The sequence below is a fragment of the Streptomyces sp. NPDC052012 genome (genome assembly GCF_040689265.1).
In the GTDB taxonomy this organism is placed as follows: domain Bacteria; phylum Actinomycetota; class Actinomycetes; order Streptomycetales; family Streptomycetaceae; genus Streptomyces.
On sequence record NZ_JBFAXA010000013.1, the window covers coordinates 1 to 17,207 of the forward strand.

A 17,207-nucleotide genomic window follows, 5' to 3' on the forward strand; every position below is an offset into this window, starting at 1 on the left:
TCTTGCCTTCCGCGGGCCCGCGCCCCCGCGGGGGGGGGGGGGGGTGTTGGGGTGTTTTTTCTCCCCCCTGCGGGCGGCGCCCCCCCCCCCCACACCCCCCCCCCCCCCGCTCCCAGTTCGCGCAGGCGTGCGGTCCGACGGACCGTCAGGCCACGCTCAGACCTCCACCACCACGGGCAGGATCATCGGCCGGCGCCGGTAGGTGTCGGAGACCCACTTGCCCAGCGTGCGGCGGACGAGCTGCTGCATCTGGTGGGGTTCGACGACGCCGTCCTGGGCCGAGCGTTCCAGGACCTCCGTGATCTTCGGGATCACATCGCTGAAGGCCGAGTCCTCGATGCCGGATCCGCGGGCCTGGACGTGCGGACCGCCGGTGATCTTGCCAGTGGACGCGTCGATGACCACGAAGACCGAGATGATGCCCTCGTCACCGAGGATCTTGCGGTCCTTCAGGGCAGGTTCGCCGACGTCGCCGACGGAGAGGCCGTCGACGTAGACGTAGCCCGCCTGGACCTTGCCGGAGATCTTCGCCTTGCCCTCGACGAGGTCGACGGCGACGCCGTCCTCGGCGATGACGATGCGGTCGTGGGGGACGCCGGTCAGGGCGCCCAGTTCGGCGTTGGCGCGCAGGTGGCGCCATTCGCCGTGGACCGGCATCAGGTTGCGCGGGCGGCAGATGTTGTAGAAGTACAGCAGCTCGCCCGCGGAGGCGTGGCCCGAGACGTGCACCTTGGCGTTGCCCTTGTGGACGACGTTGGCGCCCCAGCGGGTCAGGCCGTTGATCACGCGGTAGACGGCGTTCTCGTTGCCGGGGATGAGCGACGACGCCAGGATCACCGTGTCGCCCTCGACGATGCGGATCTGGTGGTCGCGGTTGGCCATGCGGGACAGGGCCGCCATGGGTTCGCCCTGGGAGCCCGTGCAGACCAGGACCACCTCGTTGTCCGGGAGGTCGTCCAGGGTCTTGACGTCGACCACCAGGCCCGGGGGGACCTTCAGGTAGCCGAGGTCCCGGGCGATGCCCATGTTGCGGACCATGGAGCGGCCGACGAAGGCGACCCGGCGGCCGTACTCGTAGGCGGCGTCCAGGATCTGCTGGATGCGGTGGACGTGGCTGGCGAAGCTGGCCACGATGATCCGCTTGCGGGCGCCGGCGAAGACCTGGCGGAGCACGGTGGAGATGTCGCGCTCGTGCGGGGTGAAGCCGGGCACCTCCGCGTTCGTGGAGTCCGACAGCAGGAGGTCGATGCCCTCCTCGCTCAGCCGCGCGAACGCGTGCAGGTCCGTGAGGCGGTTGTCCAGCGGCAGCTGGTCCATCTTGAAGTCGCCGGTGTGGACCGCCATGCCCGCGGGGGTGCGGATGGCCACGGCGAGCGCGTCCGGGATGGAGTGGTTGACCGCGACGAACTCGCAGTCGAAGGGTCCGATGCGCTCGCGGTGTCCTTCCGCCACCTCCAGGGTGTAGGGGCGGATGCGGTGCTCCTGGAGCTTCGCCTCGATGAGGGCGAGGGTCAGCTTGGAGCCGATCAGCGGGATGTCCGGCTTCTCGCGCAGGAGGTAGGGGACGCCGCCGATGTGGTCCTCGTGGCCGTGGGTGAGGACGATGCCCTCGATGTCGTCGAGACGGTCCCGGATGGACGAGAAGTCCGGCAGGATCAGGTCGATTCCGGGCTGCTCCTCCTCGGGGAAGAGCACTCCGCAGTCGACGATCAGCAGGCGGCCGCCGTACTCGAAGACCGTCATGTTCCGGCCGATCTCGCCGAGGCCGCCGAGCGGGGTGACGCGCAGCGCGCCGTCGGGGAGCGGCGGGGGCGGGCCGAGTTCAGGATGCGGATGACTCAAAAGACTCTCCTCAACCACGCGCGCCACGTACCGGTGGGGCACGTGGCGCGCGTGACGTTCGTGCAGAAGCAGTTGTCGTGTGGGGTGCGGGCACCGGTGGCCCGCTTATTCAGTTGTGGAGTCAGGTTGCGCGAGCGGTCACGCGAAGTCTGTTGCTAGAGCTGTACCCCGCCGGCGGCAAGATCGATCTTGAGCTGTTCGATCTCTTCGGGCGTGCATTCGGCCATGGGGGCCCGCAGGGGGCCGGCGGGCAGGCCCTTCAGGGTGAGCGCCGCCTTGGTGGTCATGACGCCCTGGGTGCGGAACATGCCCGTGTAGACCGGGAGCAGCTTCTGGTGGATCTCGGTGGCCTTCTGGACGTCGCCGGAGGTGTACGCCTCGACCAGGGCGCGCAGCTCGGGGGTGACGACGTGGCCGACGACCGAGACGAAGCCGACGGCGCCCACGGAGAGCAGGGGGAGGTTCAGCATGTCGTCGCCGGAGTACCAGGCGAGGCCGGAGCGGGCGATGGCCCAGCTGGCGCGGCCGAGGTCGCCCTTGGCGTCCTTGTTGGCGACGATCCTCGGGTGCTCGGCGAGGCGGACGATCGTCTCGGTGTTGATCGGGACGCCGCTGCGGCCGGGAATGTCGTACAGCATGACCGGCAGCTCGGTGGCGTCGGCGATGGCCGTGAAGTGCCGGTAGAGGCCCTCCTGCGGGGGCTTGTTGTAGTAGGGGGTGACGACCAGCAGGCCGTGTGCGCCGGTGCGCTCGGCGGTGCGGGCCAGTTCGATGCTGTGGTGGGTGTCGTTGGTGCCGACTCCGGCCACCACGTGGGCGCGGTCGCCGACCGCCTCCAGGACCGCCCGTACGAGATCCTTTTTCTCCGCGTCGCTGGTGGTGGGGGACTCGCCGGTGGTGCCGTTGATGATCAGGCCGTCGTTGCCTGCGTCCACCAGGTGGGTGGCGAGCCGCTGTGCGCCGTCGAGGTCGAGTGCGCCGTCCGCCGTGAAAGGCGTGACCATGGCGGTGAGGACCCGCCCGAAGGGGGTCTGCGGAGTGGAGGTCGGAGCCATGGGTTACACGCTACTCGTTGCTCAGGACCGGGTCTGCCCTCGGGGCAGGCGACAAAGTGGTGCACATGGGGAGCCCGGTACTGCCTGCTCGGGGGTTCAGGCAGTACCGGGTCCGTTTGATCAGGCTAAGAAACTTCACGAAGTGCCGCAATACGGACACATCGCAGGGCTGATCCGTACATGTGTGCCGGAGCTGGAGTGCCGCCGGGTTACGGGGCGACGCGTCCGTTGGCGTTGAAGGCGGCGTAGGTGAGCGGCATGAGCCGGGCCCACTCGGCCTCCATCCTCTCGCCGACCATCTCGATCTCCCGCTGCGGGAAGGACGGGACCTTCGCCAGCTCGTGCTGGGTGCGCAGACCGAGGAAGTGCATCAGCGAGCGGGCGTTGCAGGTGGCGTACATCGAGGAGTACAGGCCGACGGGAAGGACCGCGCGGGCGACCTCGCGGGCGACTCCGGCGGCGAGCATCTCCTGGTAGGTGCGGTACGCCTGGCGGTACGACTCCTCCATCGACTCGCTGACGAGCCGGTGCTGCTCGGGGGTGCCCTCGACGAAGCGGTACTTGCCGGGGCGGCCCTCCTGGACCAGCTTGCGGGAGGTGTCCGGCACGTAGAAGACCGGCTGGAGCTCCCGGTAGCGGCCCGACTCCTCGTTGTACGACCAGCCCACGCGGTGCCGCATGAACTCGCGGAAGACGAAGATCGGGGCGCTGATGAAGAAGGTCATCGAGTTGTGCTCGAAGGGACTGCCGTGGCGGTCCCGCATCAGGTAGTTGATCAGGCCCTTGGAACGCTCCGGGTCCTTCTGCAGCTCGTCCAGGGACTGCTCCCCGAGCGTGGACACGCGGGCGGCGAACAGGACGTCGGAGTCCGCCGCGCTGTGTTTCACCAGCTCCACGGTGACGTCGCTGCGGAACTCGGTCTTGAAGTCTTCGTCGGGGGTCACGGTGTGAGGGGCCTTCCCGTCTCGTCTCGGTGCCTCGTCACTTTACCCACGGGATGCCGGGCACCTTTGCGGCGGTTCGTTCGTCTCTACGGATGACAATGATCCGTTCTGTCCCCGAAGGGAGAAGTACCCCTGATGTTCGGTCGGCGCGAACCCGTTCCGTTCGCCTTCCTCGCCGAGGCCGACAGGTTCCGCAGCAATGTCGCTCCGCCGCCCCGTGAGCGGGCGAGCGCCGGGCAGATAGCCGGGCGGTGGCTGCTGGGGCTCACCATCGTCGCCGGGCTGGTGGGCTCCCTGGTCGTCGGTACGCCCGCGCTGTCCACCGGTACGGCGACCCCGGGGACCCAGCAGTCGCAGGCGACCGACGGGCGCTGAGCAGCCGAGCCGCCGGGAGGGGCCGGGACGGCTCCATCCGGACCCCGAAGGTGGTGAGCGGGGACACAGATCGGTAGCCTCACCGGGCACAGCCCACGCATGGATCGAGTGAGGACCAGCCGTGCCCCTGCCCTTCCTGACGGCCGACCGCGACTTCGATGCCGCGGACGATGTCCCGCTGCCGTACGACGACCGTGACCGCTGGCGGCGCCCCTACCGTCCGGGGCCGTGGCGCGTGGGGGCCGCGGCGCTTCTGCTGCTGCTCGCCTCGTTCGTGCTGTTCGCTGCGGTGATCATCGCGGCGACGGCGCCGGTGTCGTCGGCGGGCGTGGTCTTCGCGATCGCGCTGGTCGTCATCGGCTGCGCGCTGCGGTTGCTGCGCATGGGTGTGTGGGTGAGCGCCCGGGGCCTGCGGCACGTGGGGTTCGTCAGCACGCGTACGGTGCCGTGGGAGCAGGTCGGCTCGGTGCGGACGGTGCAGCAGCCGGTGCGTCTGCTGGGGCTGCCGCGGACGGTGCAGGGGCAGGCGCTGCTGCTCGTGCGGCAGGGGCAGGCGGATGCCGTGCCGCCGCTGCTGACCACGCACGACGCGGACTTCCTGGGGCGGGAGCTCGCCTTCGACCGCGCGGCCGACTCGGTGGAGGCGTGGGCGGACGAGTACCGCCGGGGCTGAGAGCCGTACGAGGAGGGGCCCGGTCCGCGCAGGCGGTGACCGGACCCCTCTCTCATGCGCCGGGCGGGCTCACTGCGAGGTGCGGTGCAGGGTGATCGCGCGCTGCATGGCCTTGCGGGCGCGCGGGGTGTCGCGGGCGTCGTGGTAGGCGACGGCGAGCCGGAACCAGCTGCGCCAGTCGTCGGGGGCGGCCTCGGTCTCGGCTTTGCGGCGGGCGAAGACCGCGTCGGCCGAGTCGCGGTCCACACGGCCGCTGGGCAGGCGCTTCAGCTCGTCGACGGGCAGTCCGCCCTCGGCCTCGAGCTCGGCGGCGAGACGGTTGGCCTCACGGACGAACTGGGTGTTCTTCCACAGGAACCACACCCCGATGACCGGCAGGATCAGCACCGCGATGCCGAAGGCGACGGTGAGGGGCGTGCCGGCCTCGATGAGCAGCACGCCGCGGCTGCCGACCAGGACGAAGTAGACGACCAGGACGGCGGCGGTTATGGCGTAGGAGATCTTGGCGCGCATGTCGGGGGCTCGGGCTCAGTTCAGGTCGAGGAAGTGCTCCAGGCCGAAGGTCAGGCCCGGAGTGGTCACCACACGGCGGACGCCGAGCAGGATGCCCGGCATGAAGCTGGCGTGGTGCAGGGAGTCGTGGCGGACGGTGAGGGTCTCGCCCTCGCCGCCGAGCAGGACCTCCTGGTGGGCGAGCAGGCCGCGCAGGCGGACGGCGTGCACCGGGACACCGTCGACGTTCGCCCCGCGGGCGCCGTCCAGGGCGGTGACCGTGGCGTCCGGCGCGGGCGCGGAGCCGGCCTTGCGGCGGGCCTCGGCGATGAGCTGGGCGGTGCGCGTGGCGGTGCCGGACGGGGCGTCGACCTTGTTCGGGTGGTGCAGCTCGACGACCTCGACGGACTCGAAGTACGGCGCGGCGATCTGCGCGAACTTCATGGTGAGGACGGCGCCGATGGAGAAGTTGGGCGCGATGAGCACGCCCGTCTCGGGGGACAGCTCCAGCCAGCCCTTGAGCTGCGCGAGGCGCTCGTCGGTCCAGCCGGTGGTGCCGACGACCGCGTGGATGTTGTGGCGCACGCAGAAGTCGAGGTTGCCCATGACCGAGGCGGGCGTCGTCAGCTCGACCGCGACCTGGGCGCCCGTCTCGGCCAGGGTCTCCAGCTTGTCGCCCCGGCCGAGGGCGGCCACCAGCTCCATGTCCTCGGCGGCCTCGATCGCCTTGACCGCCTCGGATCCGATCCGGCCCTTGGCACCGAGGACCGCCACGCGCAGCTTGCTCATGTCTGTTGCTTCCTTAACCGAGGGATTGCCGGGGTGGATCAGGCGACGGCGTCGTGCAGACGGGCGGCCTGCTTGTCCTTGAGCGGGCCGATGACCGACAGCGAGGGCCGCCGTCCCAGGATGTCGCGGGCGACCGAGCGGACGTCGTCCGGGGTGACCGAGGCTATCCGGGCCAGCATGTCGTCGACCGACATCTGCTCGCCCCAGCACAGCTCGCTCTTGCCGATGCGGTTCATCAGGGCGCCCGTGTCCTCCAGACCGAGGACGGTGGAGCCCTGGAGCTGGCCGACGGCACGCTCGATCTCGTCGTCCGGGAGGCCGTGCTCGGCGACCTGGTCGAGTTCGTCCCGGCAGATCTTCAGCACGTCGTGCACCTGCGAGGGCCTGCAGCCGGCGTACACGCCGAACAGGCCGCAGTCGGCGAAGCCGGAGGTGTACGAGTACACGCTGTAGGCGAGGCCGCGCTTCTCCCGGACCTCCTGGAAGAGGCGGGAGGACATGCCGCCGCCGAGGGCGGTGTTGAGCACGCCGAGGGCCCAGCGGCGCTCGTCGGTGCGGGCGAGGCCCGGCATGCCGAGGACGATGTGTGCCTGCTCGGTGCTGCGGTCGATCAGTTCGACGCGGCCGGCGGTGCGCAGGGTCCGGCTGCCGCCGCGCGGGGCGATCGGCTGGGCGTCGAGGTCCTTGAAGGCGCCCGCCTTCTCGAAGGCGGCGCGGACCTGGCGTACGACCTTGCCGTGGTCGATGTTGCCGGCGCAGGCGACGACCAGGTGGGTCGGGTCGTAGTGCTTCTTGTAGAAGCGGCGGATGCGGTCGGCGGTGAGGGCGTTGACCGTGTCGACCGTGCCGAGGACGGGGCGGCCGAGGGGGTTGTCACCGAACATGGTGTGCGCGAACAGGTCGTGCACACAGTCGCCCGGGTCGTCCTCGGTCATCGCGATCTCTTCGAGGATGGCGCCGCGCTCGACGTCGACGTCCTCCTGGAGGATCAGGGAGCCGGTGAGCATGTCGCACACCACGTCGATGGCGAGCGGCAGGTCGGAGTCGAGCACGCGTGCGTAGTAGCACGTGTACTCCTTGGCCGTGAACGCGTTCATCTCGCCGCCGACGGCGTCGAGCGCGGAGGAGATCTCCAGGGCGGACCGGCGGGAGGTGCCCTTGAAGAGCAGGTGCTCCAGGTAGTGGGTGGCGCCGTTGAGCGCCGGGGTCTCGTCGCGGGAGCCGACGTGCGCCCAGATGCCGAAGGTGGCGGAGCGGACGGCGGGCTGGGTCTCGGTCACGATGCGCAGGCCACCGGGGAGGGTGGTCTTGCGGACCGTGCCGATGCCGTTCTCGCCCTTGATGAGCGTTTGGGTACGGGCGACGGCCCGCGCCTCCGAGGAGGTGCGGGCCGTCGCCTTGGAGCCGTGGGACGTCACTTGGCGGCGTCGTCCTTCTGCGTCTCGTCGGAAGTGTCCTCGCCCTCGATCACGGGGATCAGGGAGAGCTTGCCGCGGGAGTCGATCTCGGCGATCTCGACCTGGACCTTCTGGCCCACGCCGAGGACGTCCTCGACGTTCTCCACGCGCTTGCCGCCGGCCAGCTTGCGGATCTGCGAGATGTGCAGCAGACCGTCCTTGCCGGGCAGGAGCGAGACGAACGCGCCGAAGGTCGTGGTCTTGACGACCGTACCCAGGTAGCGCTCGCCGACCTCGGGCATCGTCGGGTTGGCGATGCCGTTGATCGTGGTGCGGGCGGCCTCGGCGGAGGGGCCGTCGGCGGCGCCGATGTAGATGGTGCCGTCGTCCTCGATCGTGATCTCGGCGCCCGTGTCCTCCTGGATCTGGTTGATCATCTTGCCCTTGGGGCCGATGACCTCACCGATCTTGTCGACCGGGATCTTCACGGTGATGATCCGCGGCGCGTTCGGGGACATCTCGTCCGGCGTGTCGATCGCTTCCATCATCACGTCGAGGATGTGGAGGCGGGCGTCACGGGCCTGCTTCAGGGCGGCGGCCAGGACGGAGGCCGGGATGCCGTCCAGCTTGGTGTCGAGCTGGAGGGCGGTCACGAACTCCTTGGTGCCGGCGACCTTGAAGTCCATGTCGCCGAAGGCGTCCTCCGCACCGAGGATGTCGGTGAGGGTGACGTAGTGCGTCTCGCCCTCGATCTCCTGGGAGATGAGGCCCATGGCGATACCGGCGACGGGGGCCTTCAGCGGCACACCGGCGTTCAGCAGCGACATGGTGGAGGCGCAGACCGAGCCCATGGACGTCGAGCCGTTGGAGCCGAGGGCCTCGGACACCTGACGGATCGCGTAGGGGAACTCCTCGCGGGTCGGCAGGACCGGGATCAGGGCACGCTCGGCGAGGGCTCCGTGACCGATCTCGCGGCGCTTCGGGGAGCCGACGCGGCCCGTCTCACCGGTGGAGTACGGCGGGAAGTTGTAGTTGTGCATGTAGCGCTTGCGGGTCACCGGGGAGAGGGTGTCCAGCTGCTGCTCCATGCGCAGCATGTTCAGCGTGGTGACGCCCAGGATCTGGGTCTCGCCGCGCTCGAACAGGGCGGAGCCGTGGACCCGCGGGATGGCCTCGACCTCGGCGGCCAGGGTGCGGATGTCGGTGACACCGCGGCCGTCGATGCGCTTCTTCTCCTTGATCACGCGCTCACGGACCAGCTGCTTGGTGAGCGAGCGGTACGCGGCGGAGATCTCCTTCTCGCGGCCCTCGAACTCCGGCAGGAGCTTCTCGGCGGCGAGCTGCTTGACGCGGTCCAGCTCCGCCTCGCGCTCCTGCTTGCCGGCGATGGTGAGCGCCTGCGCGAGCTCGGGCTTGACCGCCGCGGTCAGCGCCTCCAGGACGTCGTCCTGGTAGTCGAGGAAGATCGGGAACTCGGCGGTCGGCTTGGCGGCCTTGGCGGCGAGGTCGGCCTGGGCCTTGCAGAGCACCTTGATGAAGGGCTTCGCGGCGTCCAGACCGGCGGCGACGACCTCCTCGGTCGGCGCCTCGGCGCCGCCCTCGACCAGCTTGATGGTCTTCTCGGTGGCCTCGGCCTCGACCATCATGATCGCGACGTCGCCGTCCTCCAGGGTGCGGCCCGCGACGACCATGTCGAAGACGGCGTCCTCGAGCTCGGTGTGCGTCGGGAAGGCCACCCACTGGCCGCGGATCAGCGCGACGCGGACGCCGCCGATCGGGCCGGAGAAGGGCAGACCGGCCAGCTGCGTGGACGCGGAGGCGGCGTTGATCGCCACGACGTCGTACAGGTGGTCGGGGTTGAGCGCCATGATCGTGGCGACGACCTGGATCTCGTTGCGCAGGCCCTTCTTGAAGGACGGGCGCAGCGGGCGGTCGATCAGGCGGCAGGTGAGGATGGCGTCCTCGGAGGGACGGCCCTCACGGCGGAAGAAGCTGCCGGGGATCTTGCCGGCGGCGTACATCCGCTCCTCGACGTCCACCGTGAGCGGGAAGAAGTCGAGCTGGTCCTTGGGGTTCTTGGAGGCGGTGGTGGCCGACAGCACCATGGTGTCGTCGTCCAGGTACGCCACGGCGGAGCCGGCGGCCTGCTTGGCCAGGCGGCCCGTCTCGAAGCGGATGGTGCGGGTGCCGAAGGAGCCGTTGTCGATGACGGCCTCGGCGTAGTGGGTCTCGTTCTCCACTAGCGTTTTCTCCGTTACTTGTCGTCTTTTCGTCCCGGCTGCCCGTGTGGCAGGGGGACGACTGCGGAGAAGCGCGCCGTGTGTGCGGGCCGGTCTTCGATCGAAGCACCCGGGGCTTTCTCCCCGGGGGCCACTACCGAGGACCGGCGGCGGCTGGGTGCGCCTCTCCTCTTCTTGTCGTGCTGTGTCACCCGTCTTGCGTTGTGCTACCACACTACAAAGGAGCGGTGACACTCCGCACGTACAGCCGTACAGCAAAGGGAGCGGCCCCCTGTCTCAGGGAACCGCTCCCTTCACGGCGTCTTACTTGGCGCCTGCCGCACCGCGGCGGATGCCGAGGCGGTCGACCAGCGCACGGAAGCGCTGGATGTCCTTCTTGGCGAGGTACTGCAGCAGCCGGCGGCGCTGACCGACCAGGATCAGCAGACCACGACGGGAGTGGTGGTCGTGCTTGTGGGTCTTGAGGTGCTCGGTCAGGTCGGAGATCCGACGGGACAGCAGAGCGACCTGGACCTCGGGGGAGCCGGTGTCACCCTCCTTGGTACCGAACTCGGCGATGATCTGCTTCTTCGTAGCGGCGTCGAGCGACACGCGTACTCCTCATAGTCTGTGAGTGGCCACCGAGTGCCCCCGGTCTGCTTCTCGGGGGAGCTTCCATGACTCGGAAGGCGGGGATCCGCTGGGCGCGGCCTCCAGAGCGAGCGCTCCGGGGGTGCGTACACATACGGCCGTCACTCAGGGTACCAGGCAGCGGGGGGCCTCTTTCCCCCGGTCCGTGGAACCGCCCAGGTGGGACGGAGGCGGCCACTAGGGTGAGCGCTCGGACCATTGGTACGACCGGTACATCGCGTACTCGGGTACGTCGGGAAGGGGTCGCTGCGGCATGGCGGAGACGGCTGAGGAGATCAAGGCACGCAAGGAGCGGGAGAAGAACGAGCTGTACGCCCTCGACATCTCCGGCGTCGAGTGGCACGGCCCGCCCGGCACCGATCCGGACGAGGAGCGGGTGGAGATCGCGTACCTGCCCGGCGGCGCGGTGGCCATGCGGTCCTCGCTCGACCATGACACGGTGCTGCGCTACACGGAGGCGGAGTGGCGGGCCTTCGTCCTGGGGGCGCGCGACGGCGAGTTCGACCTGAAGCCCGCGGACAGCGACGCGCAGGGCGGCGCTGAGGGTCGCGCTGACGGTGAAGGGGAGTCCGCTTCGGCCTCCGGGTGACGCGTTGTGTGATGTGGAGATATGGAAACGGGCGGTACGCGTGCGTGCCGCCCGTTGGCGTTTGTTTGCCCCCTTGAGTTGCGAATTTGTACGGGACTTGACCGCGCCGTGGGGAGATGAGCGGCGGGTGCTGAGGGGTGGACGGGGCTGACGGGGTGGGTGTCCTGGTGATTAGGCTGGTACCCGGCGCGACGCCAGAACCCGTGGAGCGGGCATCGGCGTCCTACGGGGAGGGCCGGTTCGGACGACCTCGTTTCATTTCGGATACGTCGGACGACGGGAAATGGTCGCCCCAGCACGGCACAAGGGCGCTCGACCACACCAGGAGGAACTGTGAGCAGCGATCGGGACGGGATGCGCGGGGGCTGGGCGACACCCGGCGATGACCAGCCCGACGCGGAGTCCGCCGTCGAGACGACGGGCGAGTTCACCATCGACTACGCGCCGCCGGCGTGGTACACGCAGAACGCTTCGGCGGGTTCGGGATCCGAGGGGTCGTCCGCCTCGGGTTCCGGTTCCGGGGCGCCTTCTGCGGCTTCCTCCGGCGCCGGCTCCTCTTCCCAGCCCCCGTCGCCGACTCCCCCGGCCGCTTCAACTCCCTCGCCCAATGGGCCTGTTCCGCCGTTGCCGGGGTTGACGCCGCCGCCGCACGCGGTGGGGGCGGCGGGGCCCTCGGCGATCCCGATGCCGGCACCGGGGGCGCCTTTCACACCGCCTGCGCCTGCGTCTGCTCCCGGCGCTCCTTTCACTCCCCCCGCGCCGCCTTCCGGGGGACCGGGGGTCGTGCCCCGGCTGCCCGTGGGGAGCGGGTTCGAGCCGCAGCGGCCGACGGAGGAGGAGAAGGGGAGCGGGGGGCTTTCGTCGTCCCCGTCCGTGCCTGGACCGGGGTCCGATCCGGCTTCTCCCGCGGCAGTGCCGAGTTTTCCCGTCGCCGGTGCCGGGGCCGGTGCCGCCGCCGGGTCGGTGGACTCCGGCAACGGCGATCTGGAGAGCGGTGCCACGATTCGGTTCTCCGCCGCTGCGCTGAAGCGGGAGATCGAGGAGCGGGAGGCCGCGGCGGCCGGCGGGCAGGACGCGGCCGGGGAGACGGCGCCTGAGGGCACCGGCGCCGACAGCGACGCCGACGCGGGCGCCGACGCCGAGGTCGAGACCGAGACCGGGACTGACGACGAGATCGCGGGCAGCGGTGCCGTGGGGACGTCTCTGACGGACGGGGACGAGGACGGCGCGGATGCCGGCGGTTCCGTGGAGGAGGCGCCGGAGGACGGCCAGGGCTCCGGGGTGGCCGATCAAGTCCTCGGGAGCGAGGGCGTTGCGGGCGAGAGCGCGCTGTCTCCGGTGACCGAGGCCGAGGAGGACGGGAAGGTCTCCGTCGAGGCCGAGGACGAGGCCGACGCGGACGCGGACGCCGAGTCGCACACGGAAGCGGCAGCGGAAGAAGCAGAAGAAGCCACAGCAGAGGCAGACGCGGAGAGCGGGGCGGAGGCAGAGACCGAGCCCGAGGACGCGGTGACCGAGGTCGCCGAACCTGACGACGCCGTGGCCGAAGTCTCCGAGGCGAAGGACGCGGTGGCGGAGCTCGCCGAGCCTGACGACGCGGTGACCGAGGTCGCCGAGCCCACGGATGCCGTGCCCGCGGATGCCGTGCCCGCGGATGCCGTACCGGCCATTGGCGAGCCCGAGGACGCCAAGCCGGCGGACGATGCTGCGCCCTCCGACGTGGCTCCCGCGCAGGAGCCGCAGGAGCCGCAGGAGCCGCAGGACAGCGTGCCTCACGACAGCGCGCCGCAGGACGCCGTCCCCGGCGTGTCCGACGCCCCGCCCGCCTGGGCTCCCCCGGTGCCGCAGAACATGCCGCCGGTGCCGCCGTCGTATCCGGCCGCCCCTGCGCCCGCGGCCCAGTGGCCCGCACAGCCCCCGGCGCAGCCCGGCGGGTACGGCTTCCCGCAGCAGCCCACGCCGCAGGCCCAGCCGCAACCGCAAGCGCAACCGCAGCCCGGCGTGCCCCCGCAGGCACAGCCGCAGCAGCCCCCGGCTGCCGAGGACCAGCCGGCTGTCCCCGCCCAGCAGTCGCCGTTCCAGCCGCAGGCTCCGCAGCCCGCGCCGGCCGCGTGGAACGCGCCCGGTGCGCAGGCGTCGCCTCAGCAGGGCCCGGCCCAGCCGCAGCAGCAGCCCGCCCCGCAGGCCGGTTACGGCTTCCCGCAGCCGCCCGCGCAGCAGGCTCCCGCACAGCAGCCGGGCCCCGCCCCCGCCGAGGCGCAGGGTGGTTACGGCTTCCCGAAGCCGGGTGCGCAGGTTCCGGAGGCCCCGCAGGTGCCCGCTCAGCAGCCGCACCCGCAGCCGGCCCCCCAAGCGGGCTACGGATTCCCGCAGCCAGGGGCCCAGGGGCCGGATGCCGCCCAGCCGCCGCAGGCGCAGCAGCCGGTTCAGCAGCCGCACCCGCAAGCCGGTTACGGCTTCCCCCAGCCCGGTGCGCCCACCCCCGGCAACGGCTACGGCTTCCCGCACCAGCAGCCGGCGCCGCAGGCGCAGCAGCCCGGCGTGCCCCCGCAGGCACAGCCGCAGCAGCCTCAGCCGCAGGGGCAGCCCCAGCAGCCCGTCGACCCCCGGGTCGGGGCCGCCTGGCCGCAGCCCATGCAGCACGATCAGCGGCAGCCGACCAACCCCGGTGCCGCGCCGCTCGGTTACACGGCTGCCGTGGAGCTGTCGTCGGACCGGCTGCTCAACAGCAAGAAGCAGAAGGCGAAGAGCAGCCGCCCCGCGGCCGGCGGATCGCGTTTCAAGCTGGGCGGCAAGAAGGAGGAGGCCGAGCGGCAGCGGAAGCTGGAGCTGATCCGCACGCCGGTGCTGTCCTGCTACCGCATCGCCGTGATCAGCCTCAAGGGCGGCGTCGGCAAGACGACGACCACCACCGCCCTCGGTTCGACGCTCGCCTCCGAGCGGCAGGACAAGATCCTCGCGATCGACGCCAACCCGGACGCCGGTACGCTCGGCCGCCGGGTGCGCCGCGAGACCGGGGCCACCATCCGTGACCTCGTCCAGGCGATCCCGTACCTCAACTCCTACATGGACATCCGGCGGTTCACCTCGCAGGCGCCGTCCGGACTGGAGATCATCGCCAACGACGTCGACCCCGCGGTGTCGACGACGTTCAACGACGAGGACTACCGGCGCGCGATCGACGTGCTGGGCAAGCAGTACCCGATCATCCTCACCGACTCGGGCACCGGTCTGCTCTACAGCGCCATGCGCGGTGTGCTCGATCTCGCGGACCAGCTCATCATCATCTCCACGCCGTCCGTGGACGGGGCGAGCAGCGCCAGTACGACGCTGGACTGGCTGTCGGCGCACGGGTACGCGGATCTCGTCTCGCGGTCGCTCACCGTCATCTCCGGGGTGCGCGAGACCGGCAAGATGATCAAGGTCGAGGACATCGTGTCGCACTTCGAGACCCGGTGCCGCGGTGTGATCGTCGTGCCGTTCGACGAGCATCTGGCCGCCGGTGCGGAGGTCGACCTCGACATGATGCGGCCGAAGGTGCGGGAGGCGTACTTCAACCTCGCCGCGATGGTCGCCGAGGACTTCGTCCGGCATCAGCAGTCGCACGGTCTGTGGACGTCCGACGGCAACCCGCCGCCGGTCGCCGCCCCGCCGCTGCCGGGCCAGCCGATCCCCGGTCAGCCCATGCCGGGTCAGCACATGCCGGGTCAGCCCGTTCCCGGTCAGCCGTTCCCCGGCGGTCAGCCCCCGGTCCCCGGCCAGCACCAGCCGGTCCCCGGCCAGCCGCCGTACCCGGGGCAGCAGCCCGGCCCCGGTCAGCCCGGCCCGTACCCGCAGCAGCCTCAGCCGCCGCAGGGGCAACCGCAGCCCGGGCAGCCGCAGCCTCAGCCGGGGCAGGTCTATCCGCAGCCTCCGGCCCAGCCCTATCCGCAGCAGCCCGGCCAGGCGCCCCAGACGCCGCCTCCGCCGCAGCAGTAGCAGGAGCAGGAGCAGCGCGAGGTCGACCGCGCCGTCAACCGTGCTCCTCCGCACACCACACGATCGGCCCCTTTCGAGGGGCCGTTCGTCATTTCCGGACCCGCTCCGTCCGGGGAGGCCGGAATCAGCCGTCACCCCCTGGCCAGGAGCGCGTCAGTGGTCTCGACCAATGGGCGCGAAAAGCTCGCCAATTTGTTATTTCCGCAGGCCACATGGGGTGCACGCGCCGTTGACGCGCGCAGAGGCCGCTGATAGACACACTCAACACTCATCTGATCAACCCGTCCTACCCGTGCGAGCGATGACGCGAGGTCAGCGACCCTATGGACACGAACGATCAGTACGGCGACCCACAGCGCACGGCGCGCACTCCCGGCCGTATCCGGCTCGTCGCGGCGGCCGGTGCCGCCGCGCTCACCCTCACCGCCGGGCTCGCGACCCCGCTCAACCCGGCACCGCAGCAGGCCCGGGCGGCCGACGACGGCAAGAAGGTGCTGACGGTCGCGGTGGCGCAGAGCGTCGACTCGCTCAGCCCGTTCCTGGCGGTGCGGCTGCTCAGTACGAGCATCCACCGGCTCACCTACGAGTACCTCACCAACTACGACCCCAAGGACAACCACGTCATCCCGGGTCTGGCCACCGAGTGGGAGTCGTCCCCGGACAAGCTGACCTGGACGTACACCATCCGCTCGGACTCCAAGTGGTCGGACGGCAAGCAGGCCACCGCCGAGGACGCGGCGTGGACGTTCAACACGATGATGACCGACGAGGGCGCGGCCACCGCCAACGGCAGCTTCGTCGCGAACTTCGAGAAGGTCACCGCCCCGAGCCCGACCCAGCTGGTCATCAAGCTGAAGAAGCCGCAGGCCACGATGACGGCGCTGGACGTGCCGATCGTGCCCAAGCACGTGTGGGAGAAGGTCGACGACTTCTCCAAGTTCAACAACGACAAGGACTTCCCCGTAGTCGGCAACGGGCCGTTCATCCTCACCGACTACAAGGCCGACAGCTATGTGCGGCTGAAGGCCAACAAGGACTTCTGGCGCGGGGCACCGAAGTTCGACGAGCTGGTCTTCCGCTACTACAAGGACCAGGACGCGGCGGTGTCGGCGCTGCGCAAGGGCGAGGTGTCGTTCGTCGCCGGGTCGCCGTCGCTGACGCCCGCTCAGGCCGCCTCGCTGAAGAGCGAGAAGAACATCAAGGTCAACGACGCTCCCGGCCGCCGCTTCTACGCGCTGGCCACCAACCCGGGTGCCAAGGCGAAGAACGGCGAGAAGATGGGTGACGGGCACCCCTCGCTGCTCGACCAGCGGGTGCGCCACGCGCTGTTCAGGGCGGTGGACCGCAAGACCATCATCGACAAGGTGTTCCAGGGCCACGCGGTCGAGGGCGCGGGCTACATCCCGCCGCGTTTCTCGCAGTACTTCTGGGAGCCGTCACCCGACCAGGAGCTGGCGTACGACCCCGCCGAGGCGGCCCGGCTGCTGGACCAGGCCGGTCTGAAGAAGAACGGCGACGGAAAACGCGTCGGCAAGGACGGCAAGCCGATCACCTACCGGGTGCTGTGCCACGCCACCGACCCGAACGACAAGGCGATCGGCAAGTACCTCCAGGAGTGGTGGGGCGAGCTCGGCATCGGAGTCACGCTCAACTGCCTGGACAACGTGACCGACCCCTGGCTGGCCGGTGAGTACGACCTCGCCTTCGACGGCTGGTCGGTCAACCCTGACCCCGACTTCGTGCTGTCCATCCACACCTGCGCGGCGCTCCCGGCGACCCCGAAGGACACCGGCGCGACCGACAACTTCATCTGCGACAAGAAGTACGACGAGCTCTACGCCCAGCAGCTCGCCGAGTACGACCCCGCCAAACGGGCGGACATCGTCAAGCAGATGGAGTCGCGGCTGTACGACCTCGGGTACATGAACGTCATGGCCTATCCCAACGCGGTCGAGGCGTATCGCACGGACCAGATCGAGTCGATCACCACCATGCCGGCCAAGGCGGGCAACATCTACGGCCAGGACGGCTACTGGAGCTGGTGGTCGGCGGTGCCGGCGGACTCCGGCGGGTCCTCGGACGACTCGTCGTCGGCCGGTGTGGTCGTCGGGATCGTCGCCGGTGTCGTCGTCCTCGCGGGGCTGGGGGCGTTCGTGGCGATGCGGCGCCGGGCCACCGCCGAGGAACGTGAATAGTGAACGGG

At 70.3% G+C, this 17,207-nt stretch carries 13 protein-coding genes; 5 read left to right on the top strand and 8 right to left on the bottom strand.

Annotated elements, in window-relative coordinates:
* Positions 1-156: 156 nt before the first annotated feature.
* From AB0412_RS21035 to thyX, 3 genes are all read right to left on the bottom strand, one after another.
* A complete protein-coding gene (locus AB0412_RS21035) occupies positions 157-1,842 on the bottom strand; it encodes a ribonuclease J (RefSeq protein ID WP_366404113.1) in 1,686 nt (561 codons plus the stop codon).
* A gap of 155 nt (positions 1,843-1,997) precedes the next feature.
* On the bottom strand, positions 1,998-2,897 hold the full coding sequence (gene dapA, locus AB0412_RS21040) for a 4-hydroxy-tetrahydrodipicolinate synthase (RefSeq protein ID WP_366404114.1): 900 nt from the start codon (positions 2,895-2,897) through the stop codon (positions 1,998-2,000).
* Between the two features lie 209 nt (positions 2,898-3,106).
* Positions 3,107-3,841: an FAD-dependent thymidylate synthase gene (thyX, locus tag AB0412_RS21045; RefSeq protein WP_366404115.1), complete on the bottom strand. Its 735-nt coding sequence runs from the start codon at positions 3,839-3,841 to the stop codon at positions 3,107-3,109.
* 135 nt (positions 3,842-3,976) lie between these two features.
* Here thyX and AB0412_RS21050 point away from each other — a divergent pair, with 135 nt between their 5' ends.
* Together AB0412_RS21050 and AB0412_RS21055 are read left to right on the top strand one after the other, a co-directional pair.
* A complete protein-coding gene (locus AB0412_RS21050; protein WP_366404116.1) occupies positions 3,977-4,216 on the top strand; it encodes a hypothetical protein in 240 nt (79 codons plus the stop codon).
* A 121-nt stretch (positions 4,217-4,337) separates the two neighbouring features.
* Entirely contained in the window at positions 4,338-4,889 is a 552-nt protein-coding gene (locus AB0412_RS21055) for a hypothetical protein (protein ID WP_366404117.1), read from the top strand.
* A gap of 69 nt (positions 4,890-4,958) precedes the next feature.
* On the opposite strand, the gene AB0412_RS21060 is transcribed toward AB0412_RS21055, so the two are convergent.
* From AB0412_RS21060 to rpsO, 5 genes are all read right to left on the bottom strand, one after another.
* Entirely contained in the window at positions 4,959-5,402 is a 444-nt protein-coding gene (locus AB0412_RS21060; RefSeq protein WP_366404118.1) for a hypothetical protein, read from the bottom strand.
* A gap of 15 nt (positions 5,403-5,417) precedes the next feature.
* Positions 5,418-6,170 (bottom strand): 4-hydroxy-tetrahydrodipicolinate reductase, encoded by a 753-nt coding sequence (gene dapB, locus AB0412_RS21065; protein ID WP_366404119.1) that lies wholly within the window; start codon positions 6,168-6,170, stop codon positions 5,418-5,420.
* Positions 6,171-6,208: 38 nt separating this feature from the next.
* Positions 6,209-7,588: a pitrilysin family protein gene (locus AB0412_RS21070; RefSeq protein ID WP_366404120.1), complete on the bottom strand. Its 1,380-nt coding sequence runs from the start codon at positions 7,586-7,588 to the stop codon at positions 6,209-6,211.
* Positions 7,585-9,807, bottom strand: a complete 2,223-nt coding sequence (locus AB0412_RS21075) for a polyribonucleotide nucleotidyltransferase (protein WP_366404121.1) — start codon at positions 9,805-9,807, stop codon at positions 7,585-7,587. Before AB0412_RS21075 ends, AB0412_RS21070 begins: the two co-directional genes overlap by 4 nt.
* Positions 9,808-10,110: 303 nt before the next feature.
* Positions 10,111-10,398: a 30S ribosomal protein S15 gene (gene rpsO, locus AB0412_RS21080; RefSeq protein ID WP_003997419.1), complete on the bottom strand. Its 288-nt coding sequence runs from the start codon at positions 10,396-10,398 to the stop codon at positions 10,111-10,113.
* A 292-nt stretch (positions 10,399-10,690) separates the two neighbouring features.
* On the opposite strand from rpsO, the gene AB0412_RS21085 reads away from it, so the two are divergent.
* From AB0412_RS21085 to AB0412_RS21095, 3 genes are all read left to right on the top strand, one after another.
* Positions 10,691-11,026 (top strand): DUF397 domain-containing protein, encoded by a 336-nt coding sequence (locus AB0412_RS21085; RefSeq protein ID WP_366404122.1) that lies wholly within the window; start codon positions 10,691-10,693, stop codon positions 11,024-11,026.
* Between the two features lie 333 nt (positions 11,027-11,359).
* The gene (locus tag AB0412_RS21090) at positions 11,360-15,004 is read left to right on the top strand and encodes an SCO5717 family growth-regulating ATPase (RefSeq protein WP_366404123.1); all 3,645 of its coding nucleotides are present in this window, start codon (positions 11,360-11,362) and stop codon (positions 15,002-15,004) included.
* Between the two features lie 323 nt (positions 15,005-15,327).
* Positions 15,328-17,199, top strand: coding sequence for an ABC transporter substrate-binding protein (locus tag AB0412_RS21095; protein WP_366404124.1), 1,872 nt, complete (start codon positions 15,328-15,330; stop codon positions 17,197-17,199).
* The last annotated feature ends 8 nt before the right edge of the window (positions 17,200-17,207 follow it).